Genomic DNA, 22,830 nt, shown 5'->3' with positions numbered 1-22,830 from the left:
GAGCGCAGGCTGGCTAGGGCCCGACGTCTGTCAGGCCCGCTGGGCTGGCGGAGGATCGCGTGCTGCGAACGGCCAGCGCACCTGCTGGGCCGTGAATGGGTCTGCGCTGTGCGGCGCTATGGCTGTGGGTTCTGCGGCGAATTGTGGCTGGCGAGCCGGTGCATGCGCCAGCCCCGCCTCCAGCGCGTGGGTCAGGCACCAAGCGCAGGTAGTGTGTGTCTCTTCGCTGTGGTCGTCGCTGGCTGCGGAGCGGGTTCCCGCGTAGCCATCCACATCGCCTGCGGTTGCCGAGGCTGTGGCGTTGCGCACCACCTCCTGAATGTGCCGCGCCTCATGCAAGGGCGCGCCCGCCAGCGCGTTAAACAACGCCACCAGCAGAAGCACGATGTGGAGAGGCAGGGTGGGGATGGTGCGGCGCAGCATGAGGGGATGCGAATCATACTCAACTGCGGGCGGCGGCGCGAGGAAGCGCTGACGCGCTGGCTCCGCACTTTCGCGAGCTATAGTCTGACCGGTTTAAGCTGCGGGGTTTGACGGGATTTTTACCTGGATTTTTGAACAGCGATATGGCTATAAACATAGGCCCGGACCGACATCCAAGAGGAATGTCCAGAATATCCCGCACGGTCAAGTTATTTCGCAAGGTTTGCGGGATACATCACGTTGGGCCCACTTATCACTAAGGAGAATCAATGAAGTCCCGCGAGCTTTTCACCACCCCGGTGCTTATCGTGACAGGTTACGCGATAGTTCCACAGCCTAACGGCAAGTTCTTGCACAAGTTCACGCCCGAGACGACGAATACCGTCTACCAATTCATCGCAAATCAAGAACCCGTACTTGAAGAAGGCCAGAGATACAACATTGGCTACACGGTCGACAACGGCGTGAACTGGGTTGATATCTCCGCCACAGCGAAGGCTGACGATGTTGATCAACATAAAAGTCACTATGTTTCGCGCTTGCTTGGTGAAGAAAGGCGCGCAGTCGAAACGCAAAAATCCGACGACCGTGTTCAACACAACGCAACTGATGGTCAGTACTTAGGGAAGAAATACGCGTGGCGAATATATGGCATGGCCGTTGCCCGCGACACCTTTGACGCTTACCTGGACGACATTAACCACCCGCGTGTTCCCTGTCGCACTGAAGACAGTCCATCAATTGCCTACAAAGAGGCAGGCTTGGCGGCCGCAATGGATGCTTTGATTCAGTCCGCTGTTTGGGTTGCGGCAAACCGCTTCCGTTCTCCACTCTTGCCGTCGAAGAAATGGTTTCAGATAAAAGGCATTTCTGCTATCACCGACAAAAAGTAGGCCCAACCCATCATTCCACCGGACCTGCGCGAAAAGCCGCGCAGGCCGGTGAATTCAAACGTTATGTTTCGCTGAGGATCTTCATGCCTGACGACAACAGCCTCGACATTCTCGGTACCAAGCCCTTGGCTAAGGCGGTCGAAAAAGTTACGGAAAAATCGGTCGATGGAGTCGGGGCGTTCTTTGGCGCGATTTGTATGCCTGCGGCAGAGGAGTTCGGTTTACTCCTAAGAGACAAAGTCGCCGCATTCCGCAAGAAAAACCTTGAATCTATAGCTAACAAGTCAAGGGAGAAGATCGAGCATCAGAAGTTGGAGCCAACCGGTGATGCAAACCCGCTCTTACTTCGACAAATCATCGAAGATGCATCGTGGACAGAAGACCCTAGCATCCAATCCATGTGGGCTGGACTTCTGGCAGTTGCATCGTCCAAGCGCGCAGCAGCGGATGATTCGCTTGTCTACACCGACACCTTGAAACGGTTAACTCCGTTTCAAGCGCGCCTGATCAATCGAATATATGGCGACCCTCGCTGCTGTAGCGTAAAGCAACCCATCGCATCGCATTCGGAGTCTGTCTTCTACCCTGAGAACAAACTGATCTACTCGGTAGTGGACGTACTTAAGCAGTTCCCCGGCGATCTAAGTTCTATAGTGCCTATTGCCAATTCAACGCACGAGAAGATTTTATCGACAGAGACCGATCATCGCATCGCAATTTCGCGGTTTCGGCCCCAGATCGAGGCTCTTGTGACACTCGGTTTAGTCCATGAGGTCCACTTCTTGAATCACGGAAGGGAAGGGGTTCGTGTGTTCCCAAGCCTCAAAGGGCTCGATTTCTACATGCGTTGCCTCGGGTACAGCGTATATCCGCTAGAGGCGTTCATCCTCACGTTGCAGCATTGGTGCCAGCTTCGTGGAATCGATCCATTTACGTACCAAAAAACATAACATGGCGCTCAACCTTGCTCCCCTTCGGTCGCTGGACGCTGCGCGATAAAGCCGCGCAGCGCTGGTTAGCTCTACGCTGCAACGCTAGCATTTTGGAACTGAAGCGCGATCGGAAGTGAAAATCGCCAGATTTTAAGGAGTTATTCCACTCCTGTCAGCACAATAAAAGACGCCAGCAAACGCTGGCGTTTTTTTATGGCAGAAGGGCGATTACCCCTTCTGCACCATCTTAATAATGCTGGAAAAATCCAGCCCCCCATGCCCCGCCAAGCTGTGCACCGCATACAAATTGCGCGCCATCCCCCCCAGCGGCGTAGCAGCCTTCACGGCCATCGCGTTCTCTTGCGCCAGGCCCAGGTCCTTGAGCATCAGGTCCGTGCCAAAACCCCCCGCGTAGCCCTTGCTGGCAGGCGCGGTTTCCATCACGCCGGGGAAGGGGTTGTACTTCTCCAGCGCCCAGTTGCCGCCCGAGCTGCGGCGCATGATTTCGCTCAGCACCTTGGGGTCCAGGCCGTTGGCAACGCCCAGGGCGATGGCTTCGCTGGTGCCTGCCATCAGGATGCCCAGAAGCATGTTGTTGCAGATCTTGGCCGTTTGGCCCGCGCCCACGCTGCCTGCGTGGAAGATGTTGGCGCCCATTTTTTCGAGCACGGGGCGGGCGCGTTCCAGGTCGGCGGCGTCGCCACCCACCATGAAGGTGAGGGTGCCTGCAATGGCGCCGCCGGTGCCGCCCGACACGGGCGCGTCGATAAAGGCCACGCCTTTGGCCTTGGCGGCCTCGGCCACTTTGCGGGAGGTGGCGGCTGCGATGGTGGAGCAGTCGATGATCAGCGTGCCCGCAGGCAGCTGGGCCAGCAGCTCGCCTGCGCCCAGAAAGAGGCCTTCCACATGCTGGCTGGCGGGCAGCATGCTGATGACGACTTCGGCACCTGCGACTGCTGCCTTGGCATCGGTGGCGATAGGCACGCCGTCTGCGGCCAGCTTGTCGCGGGCGGGTTGCGAGAGGTCGAACGCGCGCACTTCGTGGCCTGCCTTGTGCAGGTTGTGTGCCATGGGGCCGCCCATGTTGCCGAGGCCGATGAATGCGATTTTCATGCTGTGTTGCTCCTGGATGTCGTTGTGATGGTGAAAGGGAATGGGTGCGGATTTAGTATGAATTTGATAGCTGGAAAGGCTTTTCCATAGCGCGGTAGCGGCCTAAAAAGCTTGAAATCTAGGGGCTGATGTCGGCCCCACGCTGGGCCAGCTCGGCCCGCAGCACCGAGCGGTGGCAGCGGGCTTCGTCCTCGCAGTAGCAGCCCAGCGACATCGCGCTGTGGTGCGACAGCGCGGCCAGCAAATCGAGCGTGCGGCTGGCCTCGGGCTGGGCCAGTTCCTTGCGGAACTGTTTGGCGAAGGCCTCCCACGCCTGGTCGCCTTCTTGGCCGCTGGGCACCTGCTGGCCCTGGGCCATGAGGTCGGCGCTGGGGGAGAGCAGGGGGTACCACACGTCGTAGTAGTCGCGGCTGGCGAACTCGGCCTTGGGCACGCCACGCGGCGGGCGGCGCACGGTGCCGATGCGGGTGCCTTCCCCGGTGGCGCGCGGGGTGCCAAGGCGGACGATGCGTAGGGGCATGGTGGTGGGCTCCGGGTTGGGTGGGGCAGATCAGTCGTCGGCTTCGAAGATGCTGTGCTTCTTCGCGGCGGCTTTTGTCTTCGGCTTGGTGCCGGTGCTGGCGGGTGCTTTCTTCGCTGCAGCCGGGGTGTTGGTTGTTTTCTTCTTGCGCGGCGAGGCCTTGGCCAGCGGGTTGTAAGCCAGGGCTTCTTCGACCCAGTAGTTCCACTGCGCGCGCGTGGCGTAGCCGTTGGGCTCCACCCAGAAGTAGCCCTGCATGCCGCCGCCGGGCGAGAGCTCGCGGGTGTTCTGCATCTCTTGCAGCGCGCCGTGGCGGTCGGGCGGCAGGCGCACCAGCAGCTCCTCGCCTTTGACGGCGATGCACATCTTGCCGTCCACAAAGAAGGCATAGGTGCCGAACAGCGGGCGCTCTTCCACGTCGCTGCGGTGCGCGAGCGCCGCGCGGATGGCGTCGATCAGGTGCAGGGTTTCGTCGGAGAGGGGGCGGGCGGGCATGGCTTCTGATTCACATGGGCTGATGAGGTCGCTATCTCAGATGGCTCTCACTCCCTCTCCACTTGTGGGAGAGGGCCGGGGAGAGGGGGTGAAACGGGCGCGGCGCGGGTGCGGGCCCCCTCTCCCCAACCCTCTCCCGCGAGGGGAGAGGGGGTAACCCCCCAGCGCCGCTGCGGGTGCGTGGGCTGATGTTCCTGTCTGAGATATGTATTTCATGAGGGAAATTGGCCGTTACCGCCCGTCGGATAAGCGCTAGCAGCTATGAAAACAGGAGTAAGCGCTCAGCGAATCACCTCCGTCGCATCCCCATCCAGCATGCGCCGCGCAATGATGACGCGCATGATTTCGTTGGTGCCTTCCAGGATCTGGTGCACACGGGCGTCGCGCAGCAGGCGCTCCAGCGGATATTCACGGATGTAGCCGTAGCCGCCGTGCAGCTGCAGGGCGTCGTTGATGACGGTAAAGCCTGCGTCGGTGGCAAAGCGCTTGGCCATGGCGCAGTAGGTGGATGCGTCGCGCGCACCAGCGTCGAGCTTGCTGGCGGCCAGGCGCACCATCTGGCGCGCGGCCACCAGCTCCGTCGCCATGTCCGCCAGCTTGAACTGCAGGGCCTGGAAGCTGGCGATGGGCTTGCCGAACTGCTTGCGGTCTTGCATGTATTGCTGGGCGGCGTTGAGCGCGCCTTGCGCAGCGCCCACGGAGCAGGTGGCGATGTTGATGCGGCCACCGTCCAGGCCCTTCATCGCGATCTTGAAGCCTTCGCCCTCGCGGCCCAGCAGGTGGTCGGCAGGGATGCGCACGTTGTCAAAACTGATGGTGCGCGTGGGCTGGCTGTTCCAGCCCATCTTCTGTTCCTTTTTGCCGTAGCTGATGCCGGGCGTATCGGCGGGCACGGCAAAGGCGCTGATGCCGCTGGCGCCAGACTGCGCATCGCCCGTGCGGGCCATGAGCACCAGCACGTCGGTGCTGCCTGCACCGCTGATGAAGGCCTTGCTGCCGTTGATGACGTATTCGTTGCCCACCAACTCGGCCCGGGTCTTGAGCGAGGCGGCGTCGGAGCCCGCGCCGGGTTCGGTGAGGCAGTAGGACGCGAGCTTTTCGCCCGTGGTCAGCAGCGGGCCCCAGTGGTCACGCACGGCGGGCGTGGCCCAGGTGCCCAGCATCCAGGTGGCCATGTTGTGGATGGTGATGAAGGCGGTGGTGCTGGGGTCCACAGCCGCCATCTCTTCAAAGACCAGCGTGGCGTCCAGCCGGGGCAGGGCGAGGCCACCGGCGGCTTCGGGTGCGTACAGGCCACAAAAGCCCAGCTCGCCCGCCTTGGCGATGGCTTCCTTCGGGAAGATGCCTTCCTCGTCCCAGTGCGCGGCGTGGGGTGCGAACTCAGCTTGTGCAAAGTCGCGGGCCGTCTGGGCAAAGGCGCGTTGTTCTTCGGTGAGTTCAAAGTCCATACTGCTTGTCTCGTTGGTTCTTGTTGTTCTGGGGTGAAGTTTTTAAGGCTTGGCAGACGGATGGTCCAGCGTCAGCCAGCGCATCAGGCCTCTGCGGCGGTTCTCGGTCTCTGCGGTGAGGCAGTCGTGGTACAGGCGCGGCCACTCGGGTTCTGACTCACTGGCGCGTGTGGCCTGCTTGCAGCGCGTGATGCGGTCGCGCTGCCAGTTGGTGTGCTCCTGGCGCAGCTGGGGGCGTTCATGGGCCGACAGGGCGCGCATCACATCACCGTAGAGGATGGCGATCTGCGTGTCCGCGACCTGGTAGGCCTTGACTGCACACGCGTTGGTCTCTTCCAGGCTACCGGCGTCGCGGCACGCGGCGCCTGCCTGGGCGAAAACACCCGGGCTCAGCAACAACGCACCCCCGGCGGTTGCAGTTACGGCCACCGTTGACACCCAATTCTTCAGTTTGAAAATTTGCATGTCCTGCTTTTACCACCGACCAATGCAGTCGAAACCAGCGCGGCCCAATGCCAGCGCCACCGTGCAAGGGCCGCCATCTCACGGTTCAGGCACGGGTGGCGTCCCCCTTCCGCATGGCGCAGCGATGCAGAGAAAGGGGGAAGCGGCGCAGCCGCTCAGGGGGTTATTTCAGGCTAATTGTGGTGTTGACACCCTGGCTCACCGTGCTGTCATCAAACCAGCGGGCCGTTACCGTCTTGGTCTGTGTGTAGAACATCACGACCTGCTTGCCGTAGGGGCCCAGGTCACCCAGCTTGGAAGCGCGCGAGCCGGTGAACGAGAACAGGGGCACTGGCACGGGGATTGGCACGTTGATGCCGACCTGGCCCACGTCGATCTCTTCCTGGAACTTGCGCGCTGCCGCACCCGACTGGGTGAAGATGGCGGTGCCGTTGCCGTTGGGGTTTGCGTTGATGAATTCGATGGCTTCGTCGATGTCGGCGGCGGGCACCAGGGCCAGCACGGGGCCAAAGATTTCCTGGTCGTAAATGGCCATGCCGGGCTTCACGTTCGAGAAGATCGTTGGGCCCACAAAGTTGCCCTTTTCATAGCCGGGCACCACGGGCTTGCGGCCATCGAGCTCCAGCGTGGCGCCGTCGGCAATGCCGCGCTCGATCAGGCCTTCCACACGGGCGAGGGCGGCGCAGGACACCAGCGGGCCCACATCGGTGCCCTTTTCGGTGCCGCCGTTGACCTTGAGCGTCTTGGCCTTGGCCACCAGCTCGGGAATCCACTTTTGCGCCTCGCCCACCAGCACCACCACGGGCAGGGCCATGCAGCGCTGGCCAGCGGCGCCAAACGAGGCACCGGCAATCGCGTTGAGCGTTTGTTCCTTGTTCGCGTCGGGCAGGATGATGGCGTGGTTCTTGGCGCCCATCATGCATTGCGCGCGCTTGCCGGCCAGGGTGGCGCGGTTGTACACATGGGTGCCCACCTTGGTGGAGCCCACGAACGACACGGCCTTGATGTCCTTGTGGTCGCAGATCGCGTTCACGGCCATTTCGCCGCCGTGGATCACGTTGAGCACGCCGGGTGGAATGCCGGCTTCGAGCGCCAGCTCCACCAGGCGCATGGTCACCATGGGGTCTTGCTCGGAGGGCTTGAGCACAAAGGTGTTGCCCGTGGCAATCGCCATGGGGAACATCCACAGCGGGATCATGGCCGGGAAGTTGAAGGGGGTGATGCCTGCGCACACGCCCAGTGGTTGCAGCAGGGTGTAGGTGTCGACGCCACCGGCCACATTGTTGGCCAGCTCGCCCAGTTGCAGGTTGCCGATGCTGGCAGCGTGTTCGACCACTTCGAGGCCACGGAACACATCACCTTCTGCATCCGGCAAGGTCTTGCCTTGTTCTGCCGTCAGGATCGCGGCCAGCTCGGCCATGTTTTCGCGGATGAGCTGCTGGTACTTGAGGAAGATGCGGGCGCGGGTGCCGATGGGGGTCTTCTTCCAGGTCTTGAACGCTTCCTTGGCCGAGGCCACGGCGGCGTCGATTTCTTCAGCGGTGGCAAACGGCACGCGGGCCAGCACCTCTTGCGTGGCGGGGTTGACTACGTCGCGCCATTCAGTGGTCTTGGATTCGACGAACTGGCCGCCGATCAGCAGCTTGACGGTAGGGGCCAGTGCGGCCACGTTGGTGGGTGCGTTCATGGGTTTGTCTCCTGGAAAAAGCGGGCAAAGGTGCGGGCATGGTGCCCAGAACTTCGCCATCCTAGCTGTGCAGAATTGTCTGCACAATAGACAATGGTGCGCACAAGGTTTGCAAAAATGCACATCGCTCCTTTTGCCTCCGCTTGCTTGCCCGATCACTGACAACACTTATGCAAAACACGGTGGTCGGGGCGTTTTCTATCTATTGGGCTACGACCGTTACGCATCCTTGTTTGCGTAAGCCCTCACTGATTCAAGGACCACACCATGGACTGGGACAACCTGCGCTATTTTCTGGAACTGGCCCGGGCCGGCACCCTGGTGGGCGCAGCGCGCCGCCTGGCCGTGGACCACACCACGGTGGCGCGCCGCATCCAGGCGCTGGAAAAGCAGGTGGGTTCGGCACTCTTCGCGCGTGAGGCTGGCGGCCACCGCCTGACGGAGGCGGGCAGGGCGCTGCTGCCCCAGGTCGAAGCGATGGAAGCCGCCTTTCTGGCAGTGGAAAACGCCGCGCCCGGCGTGCGCCAGGGCCTGCACGGCCTGGTGCGCATTGGCACCACCGAAGGTTTTGGCAATTTGATCCTGGCGCCCCAACTGGCCCGCTTTGCGCTGGGCCACCCGGGCCTGGTGGTGGACCTGCTGGCGCTGCCCCGGCTGGTGCACCTGTCCCGGCGCGAGGCGGACATCGTGATCTCGCTGGAGCGCCCGGCGCGCGGGGCGGTGCTGGTGGTCAAGCTCACTGACTATGTGCTGCAGCTGTACGGTGCGCGCAACTACTTGGCGGGTCATGCGCCCATCCATACGGCCGATGATTTGCGCGGCCACACCTTCATCAGCTACGTGGATGACCTGCTGTTCAGCAAGGAACTGCAGATCCTGGACGAGCTGCACCGCCCGGCGCATTTTGTGCTGCGCAGCACCAGCATCCTGGCGCAATACGAGGCGGCGCGTGCCGGCGCTGGGCTTGCGGTGCTGCCTGCGTTTGTGGCGGCGCAGGACCCGTCGTTGATTCCCGTGCTGCCTGGGCTGGCGCGGTTTCAGCGAACGTTCTGGATGTCGATGCCTGCAGAGAACAAACACGTTGCACGCATGCAGGCCACGTGGGCGTTCTTGCGCGAAGCCGTGGCAGCGCAGCAGGGGCTTTTGATCCCTTCTGCCTAGGTCTAAATAGCTATAGCATTGATAGCTTGTGGCGCCTGAATTATTGGCGCCTCCGGCACTTTTGCCGGCAATCCTTTTGGCATGTGACAACCAAGCTCTCAAATCCGTCTGCACCTGTCCCACGCGTGCGCCAGCGTGTGGCAGCGCTTATCACCCAGCAGGGCCGGGTGCTGCTGCACTGCGCGCAAGGCGATCCCTTCTGGGCATTGCCGGGGGGTGGTATTGAGCCGGGAGAGACTGCAGCGCAGGCGCTGGTGCGTGAGTTACAGGAAGAGCTGGGGCAGGCGGTGGAACCGGGGGCGCTGTCTTGCGTGGTGGAGAACTTCTTCCTTCATGCAGACCAGCTGCACCATGAAATTGGTCTTTGCCTGCATGCCAGCCCGCTGCTGGATGGCCCCTTGGCAAAAGGGGAGGGACCGTATGAAGGAGTGGAAGGCGGGCGCGGGCTGGTGTTTGCTTGGTTTGCCAGCGACGACCTGGCGCACATGGACATCCGCCCGACCATCCTGCGCAGCTATTTGCGTGAACTCCTGGCGTGTGGTTCAAGGGGCGTGGCACACCTTGTACACCGGGAGGAGCCTGTGCCCTCCATACCTGCTACTTCGCCCGGATAGAGGATTCACCTGGGTGCCCGTGCCTGCACCAGCGGGAACTTGGGGGAGCCAGGGCCGGTTCAGCGGCGTGGATAGTGCCCAGTCGTTCGCCACTGCAGTGGCACTAGGTCATACAAGGGACTTGGCTCCCGCTGCCAGCCATTGGGTGGCGCCGAGTGGCGTGCGCTGGCGGACGAGCCGTTGATGCCCATGTGGAGACCTGCAAGCTGCTGCATCCATGTGACGTCGATGGTGCCGCCTTGCAAAGGCCTGGAGAAAATCAGCTCTAGCATCTTGCGGGCCTGCGGGTCGCCGCTGCTGGCCGCTACCTGGTACAGGCGTACAGCCTCGGTGTAGTTGGCGGGTACACCGTCGCCCCGGTGGTACCGCTGGGCCTCCACGTACCAGTCCGCAGCGCTGTAGCGGGCTGATCGGATGCGGGCGTCGGGATCGCTGTGGAAGCGGCGGGCCAGAAGGCTGGCGTTGGCGGCAGCGGCCTCAGACTTTGCAGACGCTGATTGAAATTGAACCATCGCCTGTTCGATGTCGCCGCTGGCGATGAACTCCAGCCCCAGTTCGTTGCTGGCCTGCGCACTGCCTGCACGCACGGCTTGCGTCAACAGTTTTTGCAGCGGTGGGTTGGCCGCCGCTGGCGCCACCGAACCGGGGTACCGGTCTGGTGAGGGCGAACGGGGCTCGGCCAACGGGGCCAATGCCTTGGCCGCATGCCATTCGAGGTATTTGGAAAGCCCTGGATCGGTACGGCCCACCAGCGCAATCCAGTGCATGGCGGTTGAAGGATTGGGTGCTGCCACACAGCCGCTGAGCTGGCACCATGCGAGGCCCGCAGGTGCCAAGGGGTGGCCGAGCAGTTGCGCACGTTCAAACCAGTGCTGGGCCTGCGCCGGGTCTGCGGGCATGGCCAGGCCGTGCAGCGCCAGAAGCCCCAAGAGCCACGCCGCATCGGCAGGCGATAGGTCGCCGGATGATCGCGCTGTGGAGACAGGGGGGGAGCGCGGCTTGCGTGTTGGTGCCCCGTCGCGTTGCGCGGCGCTGCGAAGTTTTTGCAACATCTTCTCCTGCATGGGGTTGTCAGACCCGGGCACCTGGGGGGACGCCGCGTTCAGGGTGGCGCGATCGATGAAGGTGGTCTCAGCGGGCGTGGGAAGCGCACGCACCGAGGCCAGCACGGGCGCCGCAGTCACCACCGCCAAGACCAGGCACGCTGTGCCCGAGGCCTGCGCCACAGCGCCGTGGAGTGCGCGCCAAGTGCCGTGTGGCGTGCGCAGCCCATTGATAGTGGACTGCGGGCGCGCCGTGGTGGTCGATGGGGTTGTGGTCATGGCGTGTGCGCGCACAGTGCTGTGCCTGTGGTCTTTCACTTGCGCGGGGCGGGTTGCGTTGGCGCAGTGGCTGCTGCGGGTAGGGGCCGGCGCGGAACGACCTGCCAGTACACCGCGTTGCCGGTGTAGCCCTCGCTGCCCCAGGCGGTGGCGAAGGCTTCGTTCAAGCGCTCCAGCGCCCGGTAATTCGGGATGGGCTTGAGCGGCGGGCCGCGCAGCGCTTCGGGCAGGCGGGGTGTGCTGTCCTCGTCGGTCGCAAAGCAGGCCACGCCCTCGGTGCCCGGGCTGGCCGCGTCCATGATGAAGCCGGGGTTGGGGCTCATCCAGTCGGGGATGCGGATGGCCTGGTTGGCGGACACCCAGCCGGTGGTGTTGGCCTGGTTGGGCAGCAGGCGGATGACTGTGCCAGTTGCATCTGCCAGAAAACACTGCAGGTAGGAAGCGCGCGACACGGTGGCCGACAGGAAGACCTGTTCACCCACCTCGAACGCGGTGCGCTCCAGCAATACGTTCTCGATCTGCAGATCGACGCTGCGGGCAGGCGGCGGGTCTCCGTACTTGGCTGCACCCGGATTGTTGCTCACCACGTTGACTGCGGCATCGGGCGTGGCGGGCCCGGCTGCGATGTGCTGCACGGGTTCTGCGTGCGTGCTGGCCCAGCCAATGCGGGCCAGAGTGCCGTCCGCCGAGAGGCCGACAAAGTGGCGCAACGCCCGTTCGTAGGTCGCAAAGTCCACCACGCCCGTCACCACCATGCCGTTGTCCGCCTGAAAGCGCGCCAGGGCTTTACGCAGCGCTGGGTCGTTGTCCGGCAGGGGTTGCGCAACGGGGGCGAGGTAGCCCCGGCTGACCAGCGAGCGCGCAATGAGCTGGGTGCGCACGGCGGGCGAGCCTTCGTCAAACCAGTCGCGCAGCTGCCGCTGAAAGTCGGGGTGGTTTTGCTCCAGCGTCAGGCACTGCCAGTAGGGCACCCGGGCCCATTTGCCAATGAGTTCGATGGTGGCCAGGTCCACCAGTGTGCGGACGGCGCCGCCCGATCCCTGGGTGTAGTCGCGCCCCACATTGAACTGGACTCCGTAGGTGCCGATACGCCCGGCCAGATCAACGCCTTGGCCGCCGTTGCCGATGATGACTTCGTTGGCCGAGTCGAGCCCGGGGATCAGCGTACGGGTGCGAAAGTCGCCCAGGTGCATCTCCAGCCCGATGATGGTTGCGTTGCGGCTCTGGCTGTAGCCCAGGTCGATCCGCGGTCCGGAAAGCCCCGTATCGAACCGGTTGTTGATGACGTTCTGGTCCACGTACGAGATCGAGCCCGACAGGTACAGCGCGGGCCGCTGCAGCTGCATCTGGTTGTTGTTGAGCAGGATCGTCGTGAGGTTCTGCACCGTGTCCTGGCGCGCAATGTCCACTTCGTAGTCGACGAAGCGGAACGCATTGCTCAGGCGCGACATCTGCGACAGCGCGGTGATCACCATGTCCTTGGTGGCCACGGTCACGCGGGTGGAGTAGTCGGGGATCTGCTTGCTGGTGATGAGCGTGGTCGGCAGCTGTGCGTCGCGCAGCAGGTGGTCCATGCACATCAGCGAATCGGAAAAGCTGGAGATGGAGCGGGTAGGGCGCACCACGGGCCGGTCGGTGATGGAGGCCAGGCTTTGAAACTCCTGATCCTTGCGCGGGTCCCGGGGGGTGGCGCAGCCGCCAAGCACCAGCGCCAGCAGCACCGCCCACAGCGTTGCGTGATGGGGACCTGCTTGGGTGTGCTTGTCGGCACGGGCCTGGCCGAGTGCGATGGGCGGCATGTTGTCTCTCCTCGCTGCAGGAACTGCAGGGCAGAACGGGTTACTTGCAGATGTTGACGAGATCGCCCCGCAGCACCACCACTTGGGGGGCTTGGTTTGGGCCATATTTGCCTGTGCCCGTTGCGGCGCCCGATACGGTGTTGCTGCCCACCTCCTGAACGCAGGTCTTTTGCATGCCTTGCGCGTTGGCGGTGGTGACGACGTCGTTGTTGGTCAGAACGCCGCCCGGGTCGTCGGAGAAAGCCTTGGCCTCATAGCGTGCAATGCGGGCGCGCAGCCACGACGGCATGGTGCTGGCGTTGTCCAGGCCTGTGGATGCCGCTGCCGCCCCTGTGGGCTGCATCTGGATGGTGAGCTTTTTGGTGAGGACGACCGGGTCTTCGCCGGGGGCCTGGGCCCACGCCGGGACCGCAAAAAGCACGGCTGCGAAGGCGGCTGCCCATGTCGCCCAGCGTGCAAAAAAACGTGTGCTCATGGAACACCTCCTGGAAAGGGGAAAGGACCGCACCCGGGCTGCCAATGCAGCCATGCCAGTGCGCTCCTTGGCAAACACGTCCGGGCGGCTGCGCGCGGCCCGGACCCAGGCCGCCATCGGCCGTTGTGTGCCGCAGTGGCGGCGCTCTCAGTGGGGCCAGCCAACTGTCTTGGTGGGCTGGCAGGTGAAGCAGGCATTGTTCGAGGCAATGTTCTGCACGGCCTTGCTGTTGCTGCCGCTGGACAGGTTGTTGACCGACGAATTGATCATGGCGGTGAACTGGTTGGAATTGCCGCCGATGGTGACCTCGCCAACGTTGGAGGAGAGGTTCTGGCTGGCATAGGCTTCGCTGCCGCTGGCGGTGTTGGTCAGACTTCCGCCGAAACCGGTCACGGTCTGGACCGAGTTGCCGCTGATGGTGACGTTGCCTGTGTTGGAAGCGAGGTTCTGGAACGCTTCACTCTTTGCGCCTGTCGAGTTGTTGTTCACCGACACCGAAGTCAGGGACACAGACTGGGTGGAGTTCCCGGTGATGGTGATTTCCGGGCTGGAAGCTACGGGACCGGTGGCCAGGGCGGCAGTGGCAACGGCGCTGAGTGCGATGAAAGCAAGGGTTTTCATGACAGATCCTTCAAGGATGAACTTCGACACATGCTGCAACCGCAGCGAATCTGCGATGCAGGGCTGGACAGGCTGTCTGGTCAGTGCCCGGAAGGGGGCGATGGCCGTGTGGCGCTGTCTGGTTTCAGTGTGTTCCTGGATGTGTCGGCCGCAAATACGCTGGGCGGGCTACCTCAATCGATGGAGCGACCCGCTTCTTGCCTTCACTTTGCTTCCTCTGCCACGGCCAAAGGTGCGCACTGCTGTGCATAGGAAAAAGCGGGGAACGAGCGCTGAATTTCAGGTAGTAACCATTTGTGAAGTTTGTGAAGTTCACAATTAGTTATAGATTTCAATCTTTTTTTGCCGCATCTTGATGTGCCGCAGCCCCTTGGGGTGGCGCGCGGAAAAAATGGAATTGAAAGCCGTGTCGGCTTTGGAGCCTCGTACAGAGATACAGCAGCGAAAACCGTCATTGAGTCGCAATGGACCAAGTCCGCAGGAGTTTCTAGTGATGAGCAACTGGCAGCCTGACAACTCTCCGAACCCGCCCGTGCCGGCGTTGGCCTGCTTACCCTTTGCAGATGCAATGCCAGCGCCGCAGTGGTCATCCGGGCAATTCGACACTTTTGACAGCCCGCCTTCTGTGTGGCCTGCCTTTCTCACGGGGCAAAAGGCCAGCCCGGTGCGGGTGCTTCTGGTGGATGATGACCCGCATATCCGCCTTGTCATCGCCCAGGAGCTGATGGCAGATCCCCGCACCCTGCTCGTTGCGCAGGCCGGCAGCGTGCGGGAAGGGCGCAGAGCGATCAAGCAGCATGATTTTGATGTGCTGCTGGTGGACCTCAATCTCGGCGATGGCGATGCCTTTGATTTGCTGGGGCTCCTCAAGTCGGCGCGGCCTTCTGCGCAGGCCGTGGTCATTTCGGTCATGGAAAACGACGAGCAGGTCATGCGCGCATTCGAACTGGGAGCTGCAGGCTACGTGGCCAAGAACTCGTGGTTTCGCAACTATTCGATGGCGGTGCTGCAGGTGGCCAACGGTGGCGCATCCATCACGCCGAACCTGGCCCGCAGGCTGCTGCAGCGTTTTGACCGCATCCACGGCGCCGAGACCAAGCGGCGACAACCCGACGAGGCAGAGCGCCTGTCTGAGCGCGAAAAAGAAATCCTGCGCATGGTGGCCAGCGGCTACACCAGCGCCGAAGTGGGCTCGCGCCTGCTGATCAGCGGCATGACAGTCAACACCCATCTGCGCAACATTTACCGCAAGCTGCAGGTGCGCACGCGCGCGCAAGCGGTGCGTTTTGCCTCGCTGCGGGGACTGTTTTAGCGAGCGTTCATAGGAGGGAGCCGCTGTAGATGTGCAGGTCCCGGAAAGGCAGATGCCCTTATGTTTCGCACCCGCCCACCATGGTTTGCCGTCGTCTGCATTGGTATCTGGCTACTACAGATGGCATTGATTGCCGTGGCATTTCACTGGATCGGGTCCGTAAGTTCGTCAATGCAGCGGTGGTGGGAGATGGCTGTGGTGGGCGCGACCATGGGGCTTGGTGCAATGCTGCTGGTGCAACTGCCCAGGGCCTTGCAGTGGCGCCCCCGGCTCAGCCCGCGGCCCAGTATGGAGGTCCTCGCCGAGCGGCGGCGCATCGCCAGGGATCTGCATGACAACCTGGGCGCCCAACTGGTCTGCGCCCTGGTCTTGCTGGAATCTTCGAAGCTCCGCGAGCCCGCGCTTCATGCGGCGCTGGAGAAGTGCCTGCTCGACCTGCGGTTGATCGTGGATTCCATGGACAGTGCGGACGCACCGCTGGCGGATCGCCTGGCGCAGCTGAGATACCGCATCTGTCCTGTGCTGGCGCAGCGCGGCATCCGCATGCTGTGGGATGTTGAAACGCCCCCATGTGCAGATTTTCCGCTCCCGGAGAGCACGACCCATCTCGTAGCCATTGTTCAGGAGGCCTTGAGCAATGCGCTGCAACATGCGCAGGGCACCGAGATCGAGGTGCGCGCGAGGAACCTCCCGGACACCGGGGCCTGGTGCATGGAAATCCGCGACAACGGCCGGGGTATGGAGCCGCCGGGGCCGCAAAGCACGGTGGCCACTGGCAAAGGAATGACAGGGATGGCGCACAGGGCAACGCTGGCGGGTGGAGATTTGCAGGTGCTCCAGGGCGAGCACGGCGGCACCTGCATCCGGGTGGTGGTGCCCTGGGCACGCGCAACATGAAGCGCCACGCACCGTGGCATGCCTTGTTGCGATTGCTTTCAAGCTGATCGCCGGCGGGAGTGGACCAGCGGGCGCAAGTGGATAGGATCGCCTCGCTGCTGTCCTTCGCCCCACGCTGATTTCCCATGCCTGACCCAAGCCTGCCTCCATCCACTCCACCCTGGTGTGTGCGCCACCGCGCAGCAGCCCTCGTCACCCACGGCGGACGGGTGTTGCTGCACCAGCTGGACGGCGACAGCTTCTGGGCTCTGCCCGGCGGCGCGATCGAGCCTGGCGAGAGCGCGTGCGATGCCCTGGCGCGCGAGCTGCAAGAAGAGCTGGGCGCGGACAGGGGCACGTGCATCGCCGTGGGCTCCCTGGCTGTGGTGGCTGAGAATTTTTTTGCCTATGGGGGCGTGTCGTACCACGAGATCGGGCTGTATCTGCGCGCCAGCCCTCTGCCCGGCAGCCCGTTGGCAGCGACTGATGGCCCCTATGACGGCGTGGAGGGGGCTCGCAGGCTGGTGTTTGCTTGGTTTTCTGCTGCCGAGCTGGCCGGCTTGGATATTCGGCCTGCCTTCCTGCGCGACTTTTTGAAGCAGGAGCCCGCAGGCGTTCTGCACATCGTGCACCGCGATACTCCCCCGCCAAAAACGGATGGAACGGCTGGTGCCCATCAACACACTGCCCTCACCACAGGATGACGACGATGACTCCCCAAAATTCTCAGGCCCATCCAACCCGCTGGGTCCGGCTCACCGCACTGCTTTTGCTGGTCTCCCTGGCTGCCTGCGGTGGCGGCGGCTCGGCCGACGGACCCACCGCAGGTGCCGATGCGCCATCTCCGGCACCGGCCCCGGCGCCCGCACCGGGGGCATCCCCTGCACCGTCCGTGCCCGGTGCGCTGTCGCCCACCTACACCGGCGAAGGCACGTTCTACGGCGCCACGGGCGAGGGCAACTGCACTTTCGACGCGAGCCCCAGCAACCTCCTGGTGGCGGCGATGAACGGCCCTGACTACGCGGGCAGTGCCGTCTGCGGCCAGTTCGTGGCGGTGACCGGGCCCAAGGGGTCCATCACCGTGCGCATCACCGACCAGTGCCCCGAGTGCAAGACGGGCGACCTGGACCTGAGCGAGTCCGCATTCGCCCGCATTGCCGACCCCGTCGCAGGCCGTGTTCCCATCCGCTGGCATGTGGTGCCGGGTGATGTCACGGGCCCGGTGAGCTACCGCTACAAGGAGGGCAGCAGCCGCTGGTGGGTGGCCATCCAGGTGCGCAACCACCGCTTGCCCATCACCGGGCTGGAGATCAAGCCCAGCGGCAGCGCAGACTGGATTGCCGTGGCGCGGACCGACTACAACTACTTCGTTCACCCCAGCGCGATCGCCACAGGCCCGCTGCAGGTTCGCATCACCGCTCTGGGCGGCGCCACGTTGATCGACACGCTGCCAGAGCCCTCTGACGGAGTTGTGGTCGCGGGGGCCGGGCAGTTTCCGTGAGCGTCCTGTTTCGTCTCCATCTCGTCACCCTCTGACCCTCTGACGCCAAGCCGTGAACCCTCTCGAACTTCAGTCCTATCTGCACCAGCACATCCCCTTGTCCCAGGCCATGGAAGTCACCGTGGTCGAGGCATCGCCGCACCAGGTGGTGCTGAGCGCGCCGCTGGCTCCCAACATCAACCACCGCGAGACGGTGTTTGGCGGTAGCGCGTCGGCCGTGGCCATCCTGGCTGCGTGGTCGATGTTGCACCTGCGGCTGTCGGCCGAGGGGCTGGGCAGCCGCCTGGTGATCCAGCGCAACACCATGGACTATCTGGCGCCCATCGACGGCACCTTCACCGCCGTGGCCCAGGCGCCTGCGCCAGAGACCTGGCAGCCGTTCACCCGCATGCTGCAGCGCAAGGGGCTAGGGCGGATCGCGCAGGCATCCGCGCTGCACTACCAGGGGCAGCCTGCGGGCCAGCTGGTGGGGGAGTTTGTGGCCTTTGGGCCTGGCTATTCATAGCCGTTGAGGTACAACACGCGATCCAACGACTTCACCGGAGCACAAAACATGGGATTGCTTGATGGCGTGATGGGTAACGCATCCAAGATTGATGCTGCCAAGATTCAGGAGGAATTCAGCCGCATCCTGGCCCCGGGGGAGGTGGTGGAGCATGCCTACCAGCTGATCCGCGACTATTTTGTGTTTACCAACAAGCGGTTGGTGCTGGTGGACAAGCAGGGCATGACGGGCAGCAAGGTCGAATACCACTCCCTCCCGTACAAGAGCATCACGCACTTCAGCATCGAGACCGGTGGCACGTTCGATCTGGATGCAGAGCTCAAGATCTGGATCTCTGGCTCAGCAGCGCCGTTTCAAAAGCGGTTCAACAAGAAGCTCAGCATCTATGAGGTGCAGTCGGTGCTGGCCAGCTACGTGCTGAAGTAACGCGGTTTACCCAGTTTCATCCGGGCATTGCAGCAATGGGGGTCGCGTACCCTCAGCTCACTGGGCGAAGCGGTGGCCTGTCCTTTTGACACAGGCACCGGGGCTTTCGCCACACAGGAGTTCACAGCGATGTCCCCCCTTATCTCTGGCCTGGCTTCGGTCGCCTCCTTGATTTTCAACGCCACCGCCGGTGGCCCTGGCAAGTCGTCTGCGTCGCGGCGCAGCGGGGCTGATGTGGAGCCTGAGCCGTCTGCCGTGCTCACCCTGAGCCCGCAGGCGGAGGCCCTGGCGGGCTTTGCAGGCAAGGGCATCCTGGTGTCGCAGGGCAAGTTGGAGAACGCCCTGGGTGCGGTGGCACGCGGCAGCGCGGGTTCGGCCGCCAATGCAGCGTCGGCCGCGTTGTCGGGCCGCCCGGTGTCCACTCAGGATTTTCAGGAACTGCTGACCCGTTTTGGCGCCGACGATGCGCAAAAGTTGCAGCTGACGGCGGGCTTTGATGCGAACAAGGACGGCTCCATCACGCAGGATGAATTCTTGAAGGGCCTGGCCAAGACCAAGGGCGCCCAGGCGGGCAGCGACTTCTCGCAGGCCGTGATGCAGTTGATGGATCGCAGTGGCAATGCCGATGGCAGTGTGGCGGACAAGGAGTTTGCTGCGTTTTCGACCGCGTTTGCCGCGACAGGCGCCAAGCGGGCTGGGGTGGCGTAAGCGGCGGCTTCGTCTGGGCGCGATACGCGGTTCCGTTCACAAAAAAGCACAACGGCCCGAGAAGGGCCGTTGTGCTTTTTGCGGTGGCCGCTGCCCACTTTTCAGGGGCTGGCGGCATGTGCGCAGTGCGGTCAGAGGTCTATATCCGACCCATGAGCAGCAAGATCACCAGGATCAGCACCACCAGGCCAATCCCGCCGCTGGGTCCGTAGCCCCATGAGCGGCTGTGGCCCCAGGTGGGCAGCGCGCCGACCAGGATGAGGATCAGGACGATCAGGAGAATCAGCGAGAGTGACATGGCGGTTCCTTGTTGTGGGTTGCGGTGAATGCATTGTTGGGTGCATCCAGCGCGCTACCCGCAGGTGCCACGCCCGCACGGTGGTCAGGGTTTTCCGACACGCCGTGTGGGATGGAGGGCTGACGTCGTGCTGATGGGAAGCAATAAAGTGCTATTGAAAATATAGCTGCTAGCGATTTATGGATAAGCGCTAGCAGCCAATTTTTATCAAATTAGTGAGCTCCAGCGGCATCTGCAGCACCTGCGCCCCCCGTTCTGGCGGGGCGGCGGGTCAGCCAGATCAGACCGATCAACAGCAGGAACAACCCGGCGGAGCCCAAGAAGATGTCGTTGGCCGCGCGTGTGAACGCCTGCTGGTCGATGAGCCGGTTGATCTGCGCCAGCGCCTGCATCTGCGTGAGGCCGGACGCGGTGAGGTTGTCCAGCGTTTGCGCAAATACGCCCTGGCCCTGCACCAGCCCTTCGGTCAGGTGCGCATGGTGCATGGCGGCGCGGCTCTCCCACAGTGTGGTGGCGATCGACGTGCCCATGGCACCGGCGGTGATGCGCACGAAGTTGCTCAGGCCCGCAGCTGCCGGGATACGCTCTGGCGCGATACCCGCCAAGGTCAGGGTGGTCAGCGGGATGAAGAAGAACGCCATGGCCGCGCCCTGCAGCAGGGTGGGGATCAGGATGTGGATGAAGTCCGTCTGCACCGTGAACTGCGAACGCATCCACAGCACCGTGCTGAACACAATGAACGCACCCGTGGCCATGCGGCGCGGGTCCCACTGGCCCACCTTCTTGCCGACCAGCGGCGTGAGCAAAATGGCAAAAATGCCCACCGGCGCCAGCGCCATGCCGGCCGAGGTGGCGGTGTAGCCCATCCACTGCTGCAGCCACAGCGGCAGCAGCACCACGTTGCCGAAGAAGAGGGCGTAGGCCACCGACAGCGCCAGCGCACCAAAGGTGAAGTTGCGGCCCTTGAAGAGCTTCAAGTCCACCACCGGGTGCTTCTCGGTCAGCTCCCACACCAGGAACACCGCAAACGCCACCACGGCGACCACGGCCATGGTGATGATCTCGCCCGAGGCAAACCAGTCCAGCTCCTTGCCCTTGTCGAGCATGAGCTGCAGCGCGCCCACCCACAGCACCAGCAGGCTGAGGCCCACGGTGTCAATCGGCAGCTTGCGGACGGGTGTCTCGCGCTGGCGGTAGATGCCCCAGGTGAGCAGCCCGGCCAGCAGGCCCACCGGCACGTTGATGTAGAAGATCCACGGCCACGAGATGTTGTCCGTGATCCACCCGCCCAGCAGCGGCCCCACCACGGGTGCGACCAGCGTGGTCACGCCCCACAGCGCCAGGGCCGTGCCCGCCAGGGCCTTGGGGTAGCTGGCGAGCAGCAGCGTCTGGCTGAGCGGGATCATCGGCCCGGCCACCAGGCCCTGCAGCACGCGGAAGAACACCAGCATTTCCAGCGACGAGGCAAAGCCGCACAGCCAGGAGGTCAGCACAAACAGCATCACGCTCATGGTGAACAGGCGCACCGCGCCAAAGCGCTGCGTGAGCCAGCCGGTGAGCGGCACCGAGATGGCATTGGCCACCCCAAAGCTGGTGATGACCCAGGTGCCCTGGCCGGGGCTCACACCCAGGTCACCGGCAATGGCAGGGATGGAGACGTTGGCGATGGACGAGTCCAGCACGTTCATGAACGTGGCCAGCGACAGCGACAGCGTGCCCAGCAGCAAGGCCGTGCCTTGCAGCGGCGGGTAGGCGGCGGGGGCCGGTGGTTGCGCTGCTGCGGGCGCGGCCTTGGCGGGCGCCTGATCGGCTGCGTCTGCAGTGGGGTTGGCGGCAGTCATGCGCTATCCAGTCCGCTTACTGCACCACAGGCGACTGCACTGCCGAGGCCACCGGGGCCGAGGCGTGTTGCTGCTGGCTTTGCGCGGGCGCCTTGCCCACCTTGGGCGATGCCACGGCCACGGCGGCCTTGCCGCTGCGGCCCAGGTTGGCAGCAATGATGTGCGCCACCTCGTCGTCGGCAGCCTTGAACTGCTCGTCGAACACCGCGGTGGCAGCTACGGGCGTGGTGCGCTGCGTGTCGGCCAGCGTCTTGCCGCTCTGGTCGGCGGTGTCCACCTTGACTTCCATCGACAGGCCCACGCGCAACGGGTGCTCGGCCACTTCCTTGGGGTCGAGTGCGATGCGCACGGGCACGCGCTGCACCACTTTGATCCAGTTGCCGGTGGCGTTCTGCGCGGGCAGCAGCGCAAACGCGGCGCCGGTGCCGGCGCCCAGGCCCGTTACCGTGCCGTGGTAGACCACCTTGGTGCCGTACACGTCGGCCTCCAGCTCGGCGGGCTGGCCGATGCGCAAGGTCTTGAGCTGGCTTTCCTTGAAGTTCGCGTCCACCCACAGGTCGTTCAGCGGCACCAGCGTCATCAGCGGGGCACCCGCCTGCACACGCTGGCCCACCTGCACGCCACGCTTGGCCACGTGGCCGTCCAGCGGGGCGACCAGCTGGGCGCGCTGCACAGCCAGGTAAGCCTCGCGGACGCGGGCCGAGGCACGCGCAACGTTGGGGTGCTGCTCGATGGACGTGCCCTCGGTCTGCGTCTGGCTGGCGGCCAGCTGCTCTTGCGCGGCCAGCACGGCCGACTGGGCGGCGGCCACGGTGCTCTTGGCAGCGGCCAGCTGGGCAGTGGCGTGCTGGAACTCTTCCTTGCCCACGGCGCCGCTGGCCATCAGCGGTGCGCGGCGGTTCACGTCGTCCTGCATGCGGGCGGCATCGGCCTGGGCGCGGGCCAGGTCGGCGCTGCGCAGGCTGACCTGCGCCTTCAGCGTGGCGTTGTTGGCGTACAGGGTGCGCACTTCGCGCACGGTCTGGGCCAACTGGGCCTCGGCCTGCTCCAGCGCCACGCGGGCGTCGGCAGGGTCCAGCTTGACCAGCAGTTGCCCGGCCTTCACATAGTCGGTGTCGTCTGCGCCGATAGAAACCACGGTGCCGCCGATCTGCGGCGTGATCTGCACCACGTTGCCTGCCACATAGGCGTTGTCGGTGGTCTCCACATGGCGGCCATTGGCCCAGTGCCAGCCGCCCCAGCCGATGGCCACCAGCGCGACGGCGGCGGCAATGAGGGTGAGTCCGCGGCGGCGGGCGGTGTTGGCTTCGTTGGCGGTGAGGGGTTCGCTGTTAGCGGTCATGGCGGTGGTCTTTCAGGAATGTGTTGTTATGTGTTTTTGATCGGGTCGGGCCT

General features: G+C 63.8%; 24 protein-coding genes and 1 pseudogene. 11 read left to right on the top strand and 14 right to left on the bottom strand.

The annotated features are described in order from the left end of the window. Window positions 1-30 precede the first annotated feature (30 nt). On the bottom strand, window positions 31-423 hold the full coding sequence (locus tag C8C94_RS07420) for a hypothetical protein (RefSeq protein ID WP_121420275.1): 393 nt from the start codon (window positions 421-423) through the stop codon (window positions 31-33). Between the two features lie 269 nt (window positions 424-692). Between C8C94_RS07420 and C8C94_RS07415 the strand changes: the two genes are divergently transcribed. Beyond that, on the top strand, window positions 693-1,316 hold the full coding sequence (locus C8C94_RS07415) for a hypothetical protein (protein WP_121420274.1): 624 nt from the start codon (window positions 693-695) through the stop codon (window positions 1,314-1,316). A gap of 83 nt (window positions 1,317-1,399) precedes the next feature. Next, on the top strand, window positions 1,400-2,266 hold the full coding sequence (locus tag C8C94_RS07410; RefSeq protein ID WP_158603814.1) for an Abi-alpha family protein: 867 nt from the start codon (window positions 1,400-1,402) through the stop codon (window positions 2,264-2,266). Between the two features lie 210 nt (window positions 2,267-2,476). Here the strand turns inward: C8C94_RS07410 and mmsB are convergent. From mmsB to C8C94_RS07380, 6 genes and pseudogenes are all read right to left on the bottom strand, one after another. Then, a pseudogene (mmsB, locus tag C8C94_RS07405) lies at window positions 2,477-3,439 on the bottom strand (3-hydroxyisobutyrate dehydrogenase); the annotation flags it as partial. 40 nt (window positions 3,440-3,479) lie between these two features. Further along, on the bottom strand, window positions 3,480-3,881 hold the full coding sequence (locus tag C8C94_RS07400; protein ID WP_121420271.1) for a DUF488 domain-containing protein: 402 nt from the start codon (window positions 3,879-3,881) through the stop codon (window positions 3,480-3,482). A 30-nt stretch (window positions 3,882-3,911) separates the two neighbouring features. Continuing rightward, window positions 3,912-4,376 carry a TfoX/Sxy family protein gene (locus tag C8C94_RS07395; RefSeq protein ID WP_121420270.1) on the bottom strand — a complete coding sequence of 155 codons (465 nt, stop codon included), beginning with the start codon at window positions 4,374-4,376 and terminating at the stop codon, window positions 3,912-3,914. A gap of 281 nt (window positions 4,377-4,657) precedes the next feature. Continuing rightward, window positions 4,658-5,824, bottom strand: coding sequence for an acyl-CoA dehydrogenase family protein (locus C8C94_RS07390; RefSeq protein WP_121420269.1), 1,167 nt, complete (start codon window positions 5,822-5,824; stop codon window positions 4,658-4,660). Window positions 5,825-5,866: 42 nt separating this feature from the next. After that, window positions 5,867-6,289, bottom strand: a complete 423-nt coding sequence (locus C8C94_RS07385) for a lysozyme inhibitor LprI family protein (RefSeq protein ID WP_121420268.1) — start codon at window positions 6,287-6,289, stop codon at window positions 5,867-5,869. Window positions 6,290-6,452: 163 nt separating this feature from the next. After that, a complete protein-coding gene (locus tag C8C94_RS07380) occupies window positions 6,453-7,976 on the bottom strand; it encodes a CoA-acylating methylmalonate-semialdehyde dehydrogenase (protein WP_055396084.1) in 1,524 nt (507 codons plus the stop codon). A gap of 267 nt (window positions 7,977-8,243) precedes the next feature. Here C8C94_RS07380 and C8C94_RS07375 point away from each other — a divergent pair, with 267 nt between their 5' ends. Together C8C94_RS07375 and C8C94_RS07370 are read left to right on the top strand one after the other, a co-directional pair. Further along, on the top strand, window positions 8,244-9,137 hold the full coding sequence (locus C8C94_RS07375) for a LysR family transcriptional regulator (protein WP_121420267.1): 894 nt from the start codon (window positions 8,244-8,246) through the stop codon (window positions 9,135-9,137). Window positions 9,138-9,262: 125 nt separating this feature from the next. Beyond that, entirely contained in the window at window positions 9,263-9,751 is a 489-nt protein-coding gene (locus C8C94_RS07370; RefSeq protein ID WP_121420266.1) for an NUDIX hydrolase, read from the top strand. Between the two features lie 59 nt (window positions 9,752-9,810). Here the strand turns inward: C8C94_RS07370 and C8C94_RS07365 are convergent, their stop codons facing one another. From C8C94_RS07365 to C8C94_RS07350, 4 genes are all read right to left on the bottom strand, one after another. Continuing rightward, window positions 9,811-11,073 (bottom strand): SEL1-like repeat protein, encoded by a 1,263-nt coding sequence (locus C8C94_RS07365; protein ID WP_121420265.1) that lies wholly within the window; start codon window positions 11,071-11,073, stop codon window positions 9,811-9,813. Between the two features lie 35 nt (window positions 11,074-11,108). After that, window positions 11,109-12,872: a DUF4384 domain-containing protein gene (locus C8C94_RS07360; RefSeq protein WP_233573432.1), complete on the bottom strand. Its 1,764-nt coding sequence runs from the start codon at window positions 12,870-12,872 to the stop codon at window positions 11,109-11,111. A gap of 40 nt (window positions 12,873-12,912) precedes the next feature. After that, window positions 12,913-13,347, bottom strand: a complete 435-nt coding sequence (locus C8C94_RS07355; protein ID WP_121420264.1) for a hypothetical protein — start codon at window positions 13,345-13,347, stop codon at window positions 12,913-12,915. A 147-nt stretch (window positions 13,348-13,494) separates the two neighbouring features. After that, window positions 13,495-13,968 carry a hypothetical protein gene (locus tag C8C94_RS07350; protein WP_121420263.1) on the bottom strand — a complete coding sequence of 158 codons (474 nt, stop codon included), beginning with the start codon at window positions 13,966-13,968 and terminating at the stop codon, window positions 13,495-13,497. 568 nt (window positions 13,969-14,536) lie between these two features. Here C8C94_RS07350 and C8C94_RS07345 point away from each other — a divergent pair. From C8C94_RS07345 to C8C94_RS07315, 7 genes are all read left to right on the top strand, one after another. Beyond that, entirely contained in the window at window positions 14,537-15,280 is a 744-nt protein-coding gene (locus C8C94_RS07345) for a response regulator transcription factor (protein WP_121422759.1), read from the top strand. 120 nt (window positions 15,281-15,400) lie between these two features. Then, complete coding sequence (locus tag C8C94_RS07340) at window positions 15,401-16,177, top strand: sensor histidine kinase (protein WP_158603813.1); 777 nt, start codon at window positions 15,401-15,403, stop codon at window positions 16,175-16,177. A gap of 125 nt (window positions 16,178-16,302) precedes the next feature. Then, window positions 16,303-16,860 (top strand): NUDIX hydrolase, encoded by a 558-nt coding sequence (locus C8C94_RS07335; protein ID WP_121420261.1) that lies wholly within the window; start codon window positions 16,303-16,305, stop codon window positions 16,858-16,860. Window positions 16,861-16,865: 5 nt separating this feature from the next. Next, window positions 16,866-17,657, top strand: coding sequence for an expansin EXLX1 family cellulose-binding protein (locus C8C94_RS26005; protein ID WP_121420260.1), 792 nt, complete (start codon window positions 16,866-16,868; stop codon window positions 17,655-17,657). Window positions 17,658-17,709: 52 nt separating this feature from the next. Continuing rightward, on the top strand, window positions 17,710-18,162 hold the full coding sequence (locus C8C94_RS07325; RefSeq protein ID WP_055397783.1) for a YiiD C-terminal domain-containing protein: 453 nt from the start codon (window positions 17,710-17,712) through the stop codon (window positions 18,160-18,162). A gap of 48 nt (window positions 18,163-18,210) precedes the next feature. Then, window positions 18,211-18,588 (top strand): PH domain-containing protein, encoded by a 378-nt coding sequence (locus C8C94_RS07320; protein WP_121420259.1) that lies wholly within the window; start codon window positions 18,211-18,213, stop codon window positions 18,586-18,588. Between the two features lie 129 nt (window positions 18,589-18,717). Next, entirely contained in the window at window positions 18,718-19,296 is a 579-nt protein-coding gene (locus C8C94_RS07315) for a hypothetical protein (protein ID WP_121422758.1), read from the top strand. 139 nt (window positions 19,297-19,435) lie between these two features. Here the strand turns inward: C8C94_RS07315 and C8C94_RS07310 are convergent, their stop codons facing one another. From C8C94_RS07310 to C8C94_RS07300, 3 genes are all read right to left on the bottom strand, one after another. Further along, window positions 19,436-19,594, bottom strand: a complete 159-nt coding sequence (locus C8C94_RS07310; RefSeq protein ID WP_007856361.1) for a DUF3309 family protein — start codon at window positions 19,592-19,594, stop codon at window positions 19,436-19,438. Between the two features lie 212 nt (window positions 19,595-19,806). Then, window positions 19,807-21,435: a DHA2 family efflux MFS transporter permease subunit gene (locus C8C94_RS07305; RefSeq protein ID WP_121420258.1), complete on the bottom strand. Its 1,629-nt coding sequence runs from the start codon at window positions 21,433-21,435 to the stop codon at window positions 19,807-19,809. 16 nt (window positions 21,436-21,451) lie between these two features. Beyond that, entirely contained in the window at window positions 21,452-22,777 is a 1,326-nt protein-coding gene (locus C8C94_RS07300) for an HlyD family efflux transporter periplasmic adaptor subunit (protein ID WP_121420257.1), read from the bottom strand. Window positions 22,778-22,830 lie beyond the last annotated feature (53 nt).

It is taken from the genome of Acidovorax sp. 94, from assembly GCF_003634645.1.
Taxonomy (GTDB): domain Bacteria; phylum Pseudomonadota; class Gammaproteobacteria; order Burkholderiales; family Burkholderiaceae_C; genus Acidovorax; species Acidovorax facilis.
Note: the sequence above shows the minus strand (reverse complement) of the source record. Positions and strands in the feature narration are given on the sequence as shown.

Bases quoted from the DNA above. Each gene is read 5' to 3' on its own strand.
- C8C94_RS07420 (WP_121420275.1), bottom strand. From the start codon at position 423: ATGCTGCGCCGCACCATCCCCACCCTGCCTCTCCACATCGTGCTTCTG.
- C8C94_RS07415 (WP_121420274.1), top strand. From the start codon at position 693: ATGAAGTCCCGCGAGCTTTTCACCACCCCGGTGCTTATCGTGACAGGT.
- C8C94_RS07410 (WP_158603814.1), top strand. From the start codon at position 1,400: ATGCCTGACGACAACAGCCTCGACATTCTCGGTACCAAGCCCTTGGCT.
- C8C94_RS07400 (WP_121420271.1), bottom strand. From the start codon at position 3,881: ATGCCCCTACGCATCGTCCGCCTTGGCACCCCGCGCGCCACCGGGGAA.
- C8C94_RS07395 (WP_121420270.1), bottom strand. From the start codon at position 4,376: ATGCCCGCCCGCCCCCTCTCCGACGAAACCCTGCACCTGATCGACGCC.
- C8C94_RS07390 (WP_121420269.1), bottom strand. From the start codon at position 5,824: ATGGACTTTGAACTCACCGAAGAACAACGCGCCTTTGCCCAGACGGCC.
- C8C94_RS07385 (WP_121420268.1), bottom strand. From the start codon at position 6,289: ATGCAAATTTTCAAACTGAAGAATTGGGTGTCAACGGTGGCCGTAACT.
- C8C94_RS07380 (WP_055396084.1), bottom strand. From the start codon at position 7,976: ATGAACGCACCCACCAACGTGGCCGCACTGGCCCCTACCGTCAAGCTG.
- C8C94_RS07375 (WP_121420267.1), top strand. From the start codon at position 8,244: ATGGACTGGGACAACCTGCGCTATTTTCTGGAACTGGCCCGGGCCGGC.
- C8C94_RS07365 (WP_121420265.1), bottom strand. From the start codon at position 11,073: ATGACCACAACCCCATCGACCACCACGGCGCGCCCGCAGTCCACTATC.
- C8C94_RS07360 (WP_233573432.1), bottom strand. From the start codon at position 12,872: ATGCCGCCCATCGCACTCGGCCAGGCCCGTGCCGACAAGCACACCCAA.
- C8C94_RS07355 (WP_121420264.1), bottom strand. From the start codon at position 13,347: ATGAGCACACGTTTTTTTGCACGCTGGGCGACATGGGCAGCCGCCTTC.
- C8C94_RS07350 (WP_121420263.1), bottom strand. From the start codon at position 13,968: ATGAAAACCCTTGCTTTCATCGCACTCAGCGCCGTTGCCACTGCCGCC.
- C8C94_RS07345 (WP_121422759.1), top strand. From the start codon at position 14,537: ATGCCAGCGCCGCAGTGGTCATCCGGGCAATTCGACACTTTTGACAGC.
- C8C94_RS07340 (WP_158603813.1), top strand. From the start codon at position 15,401: ATGGCATTGATTGCCGTGGCATTTCACTGGATCGGGTCCGTAAGTTCG.
- C8C94_RS07335 (WP_121420261.1), top strand. From the start codon at position 16,303: ATGCCTGACCCAAGCCTGCCTCCATCCACTCCACCCTGGTGTGTGCGC.
- C8C94_RS26005 (WP_121420260.1), top strand. From the start codon at position 16,866: ATGACTCCCCAAAATTCTCAGGCCCATCCAACCCGCTGGGTCCGGCTC.
- C8C94_RS07320 (WP_121420259.1), top strand. From the start codon at position 18,211: ATGGGATTGCTTGATGGCGTGATGGGTAACGCATCCAAGATTGATGCT.
- C8C94_RS07315 (WP_121422758.1), top strand. From the start codon at position 18,718: ATGTCCCCCCTTATCTCTGGCCTGGCTTCGGTCGCCTCCTTGATTTTC.
- C8C94_RS07310 (WP_007856361.1), bottom strand. From the start codon at position 19,594: ATGTCACTCTCGCTGATTCTCCTGATCGTCCTGATCCTCATCCTGGTC.
- C8C94_RS07305 (WP_121420258.1), bottom strand. From the start codon at position 21,435: ATGACTGCCGCCAACCCCACTGCAGACGCAGCCGATCAGGCGCCCGCC.
- C8C94_RS07300 (WP_121420257.1), bottom strand. From the start codon at position 22,777: ATGACCGCTAACAGCGAACCCCTCACCGCCAACGAAGCCAACACCGCC.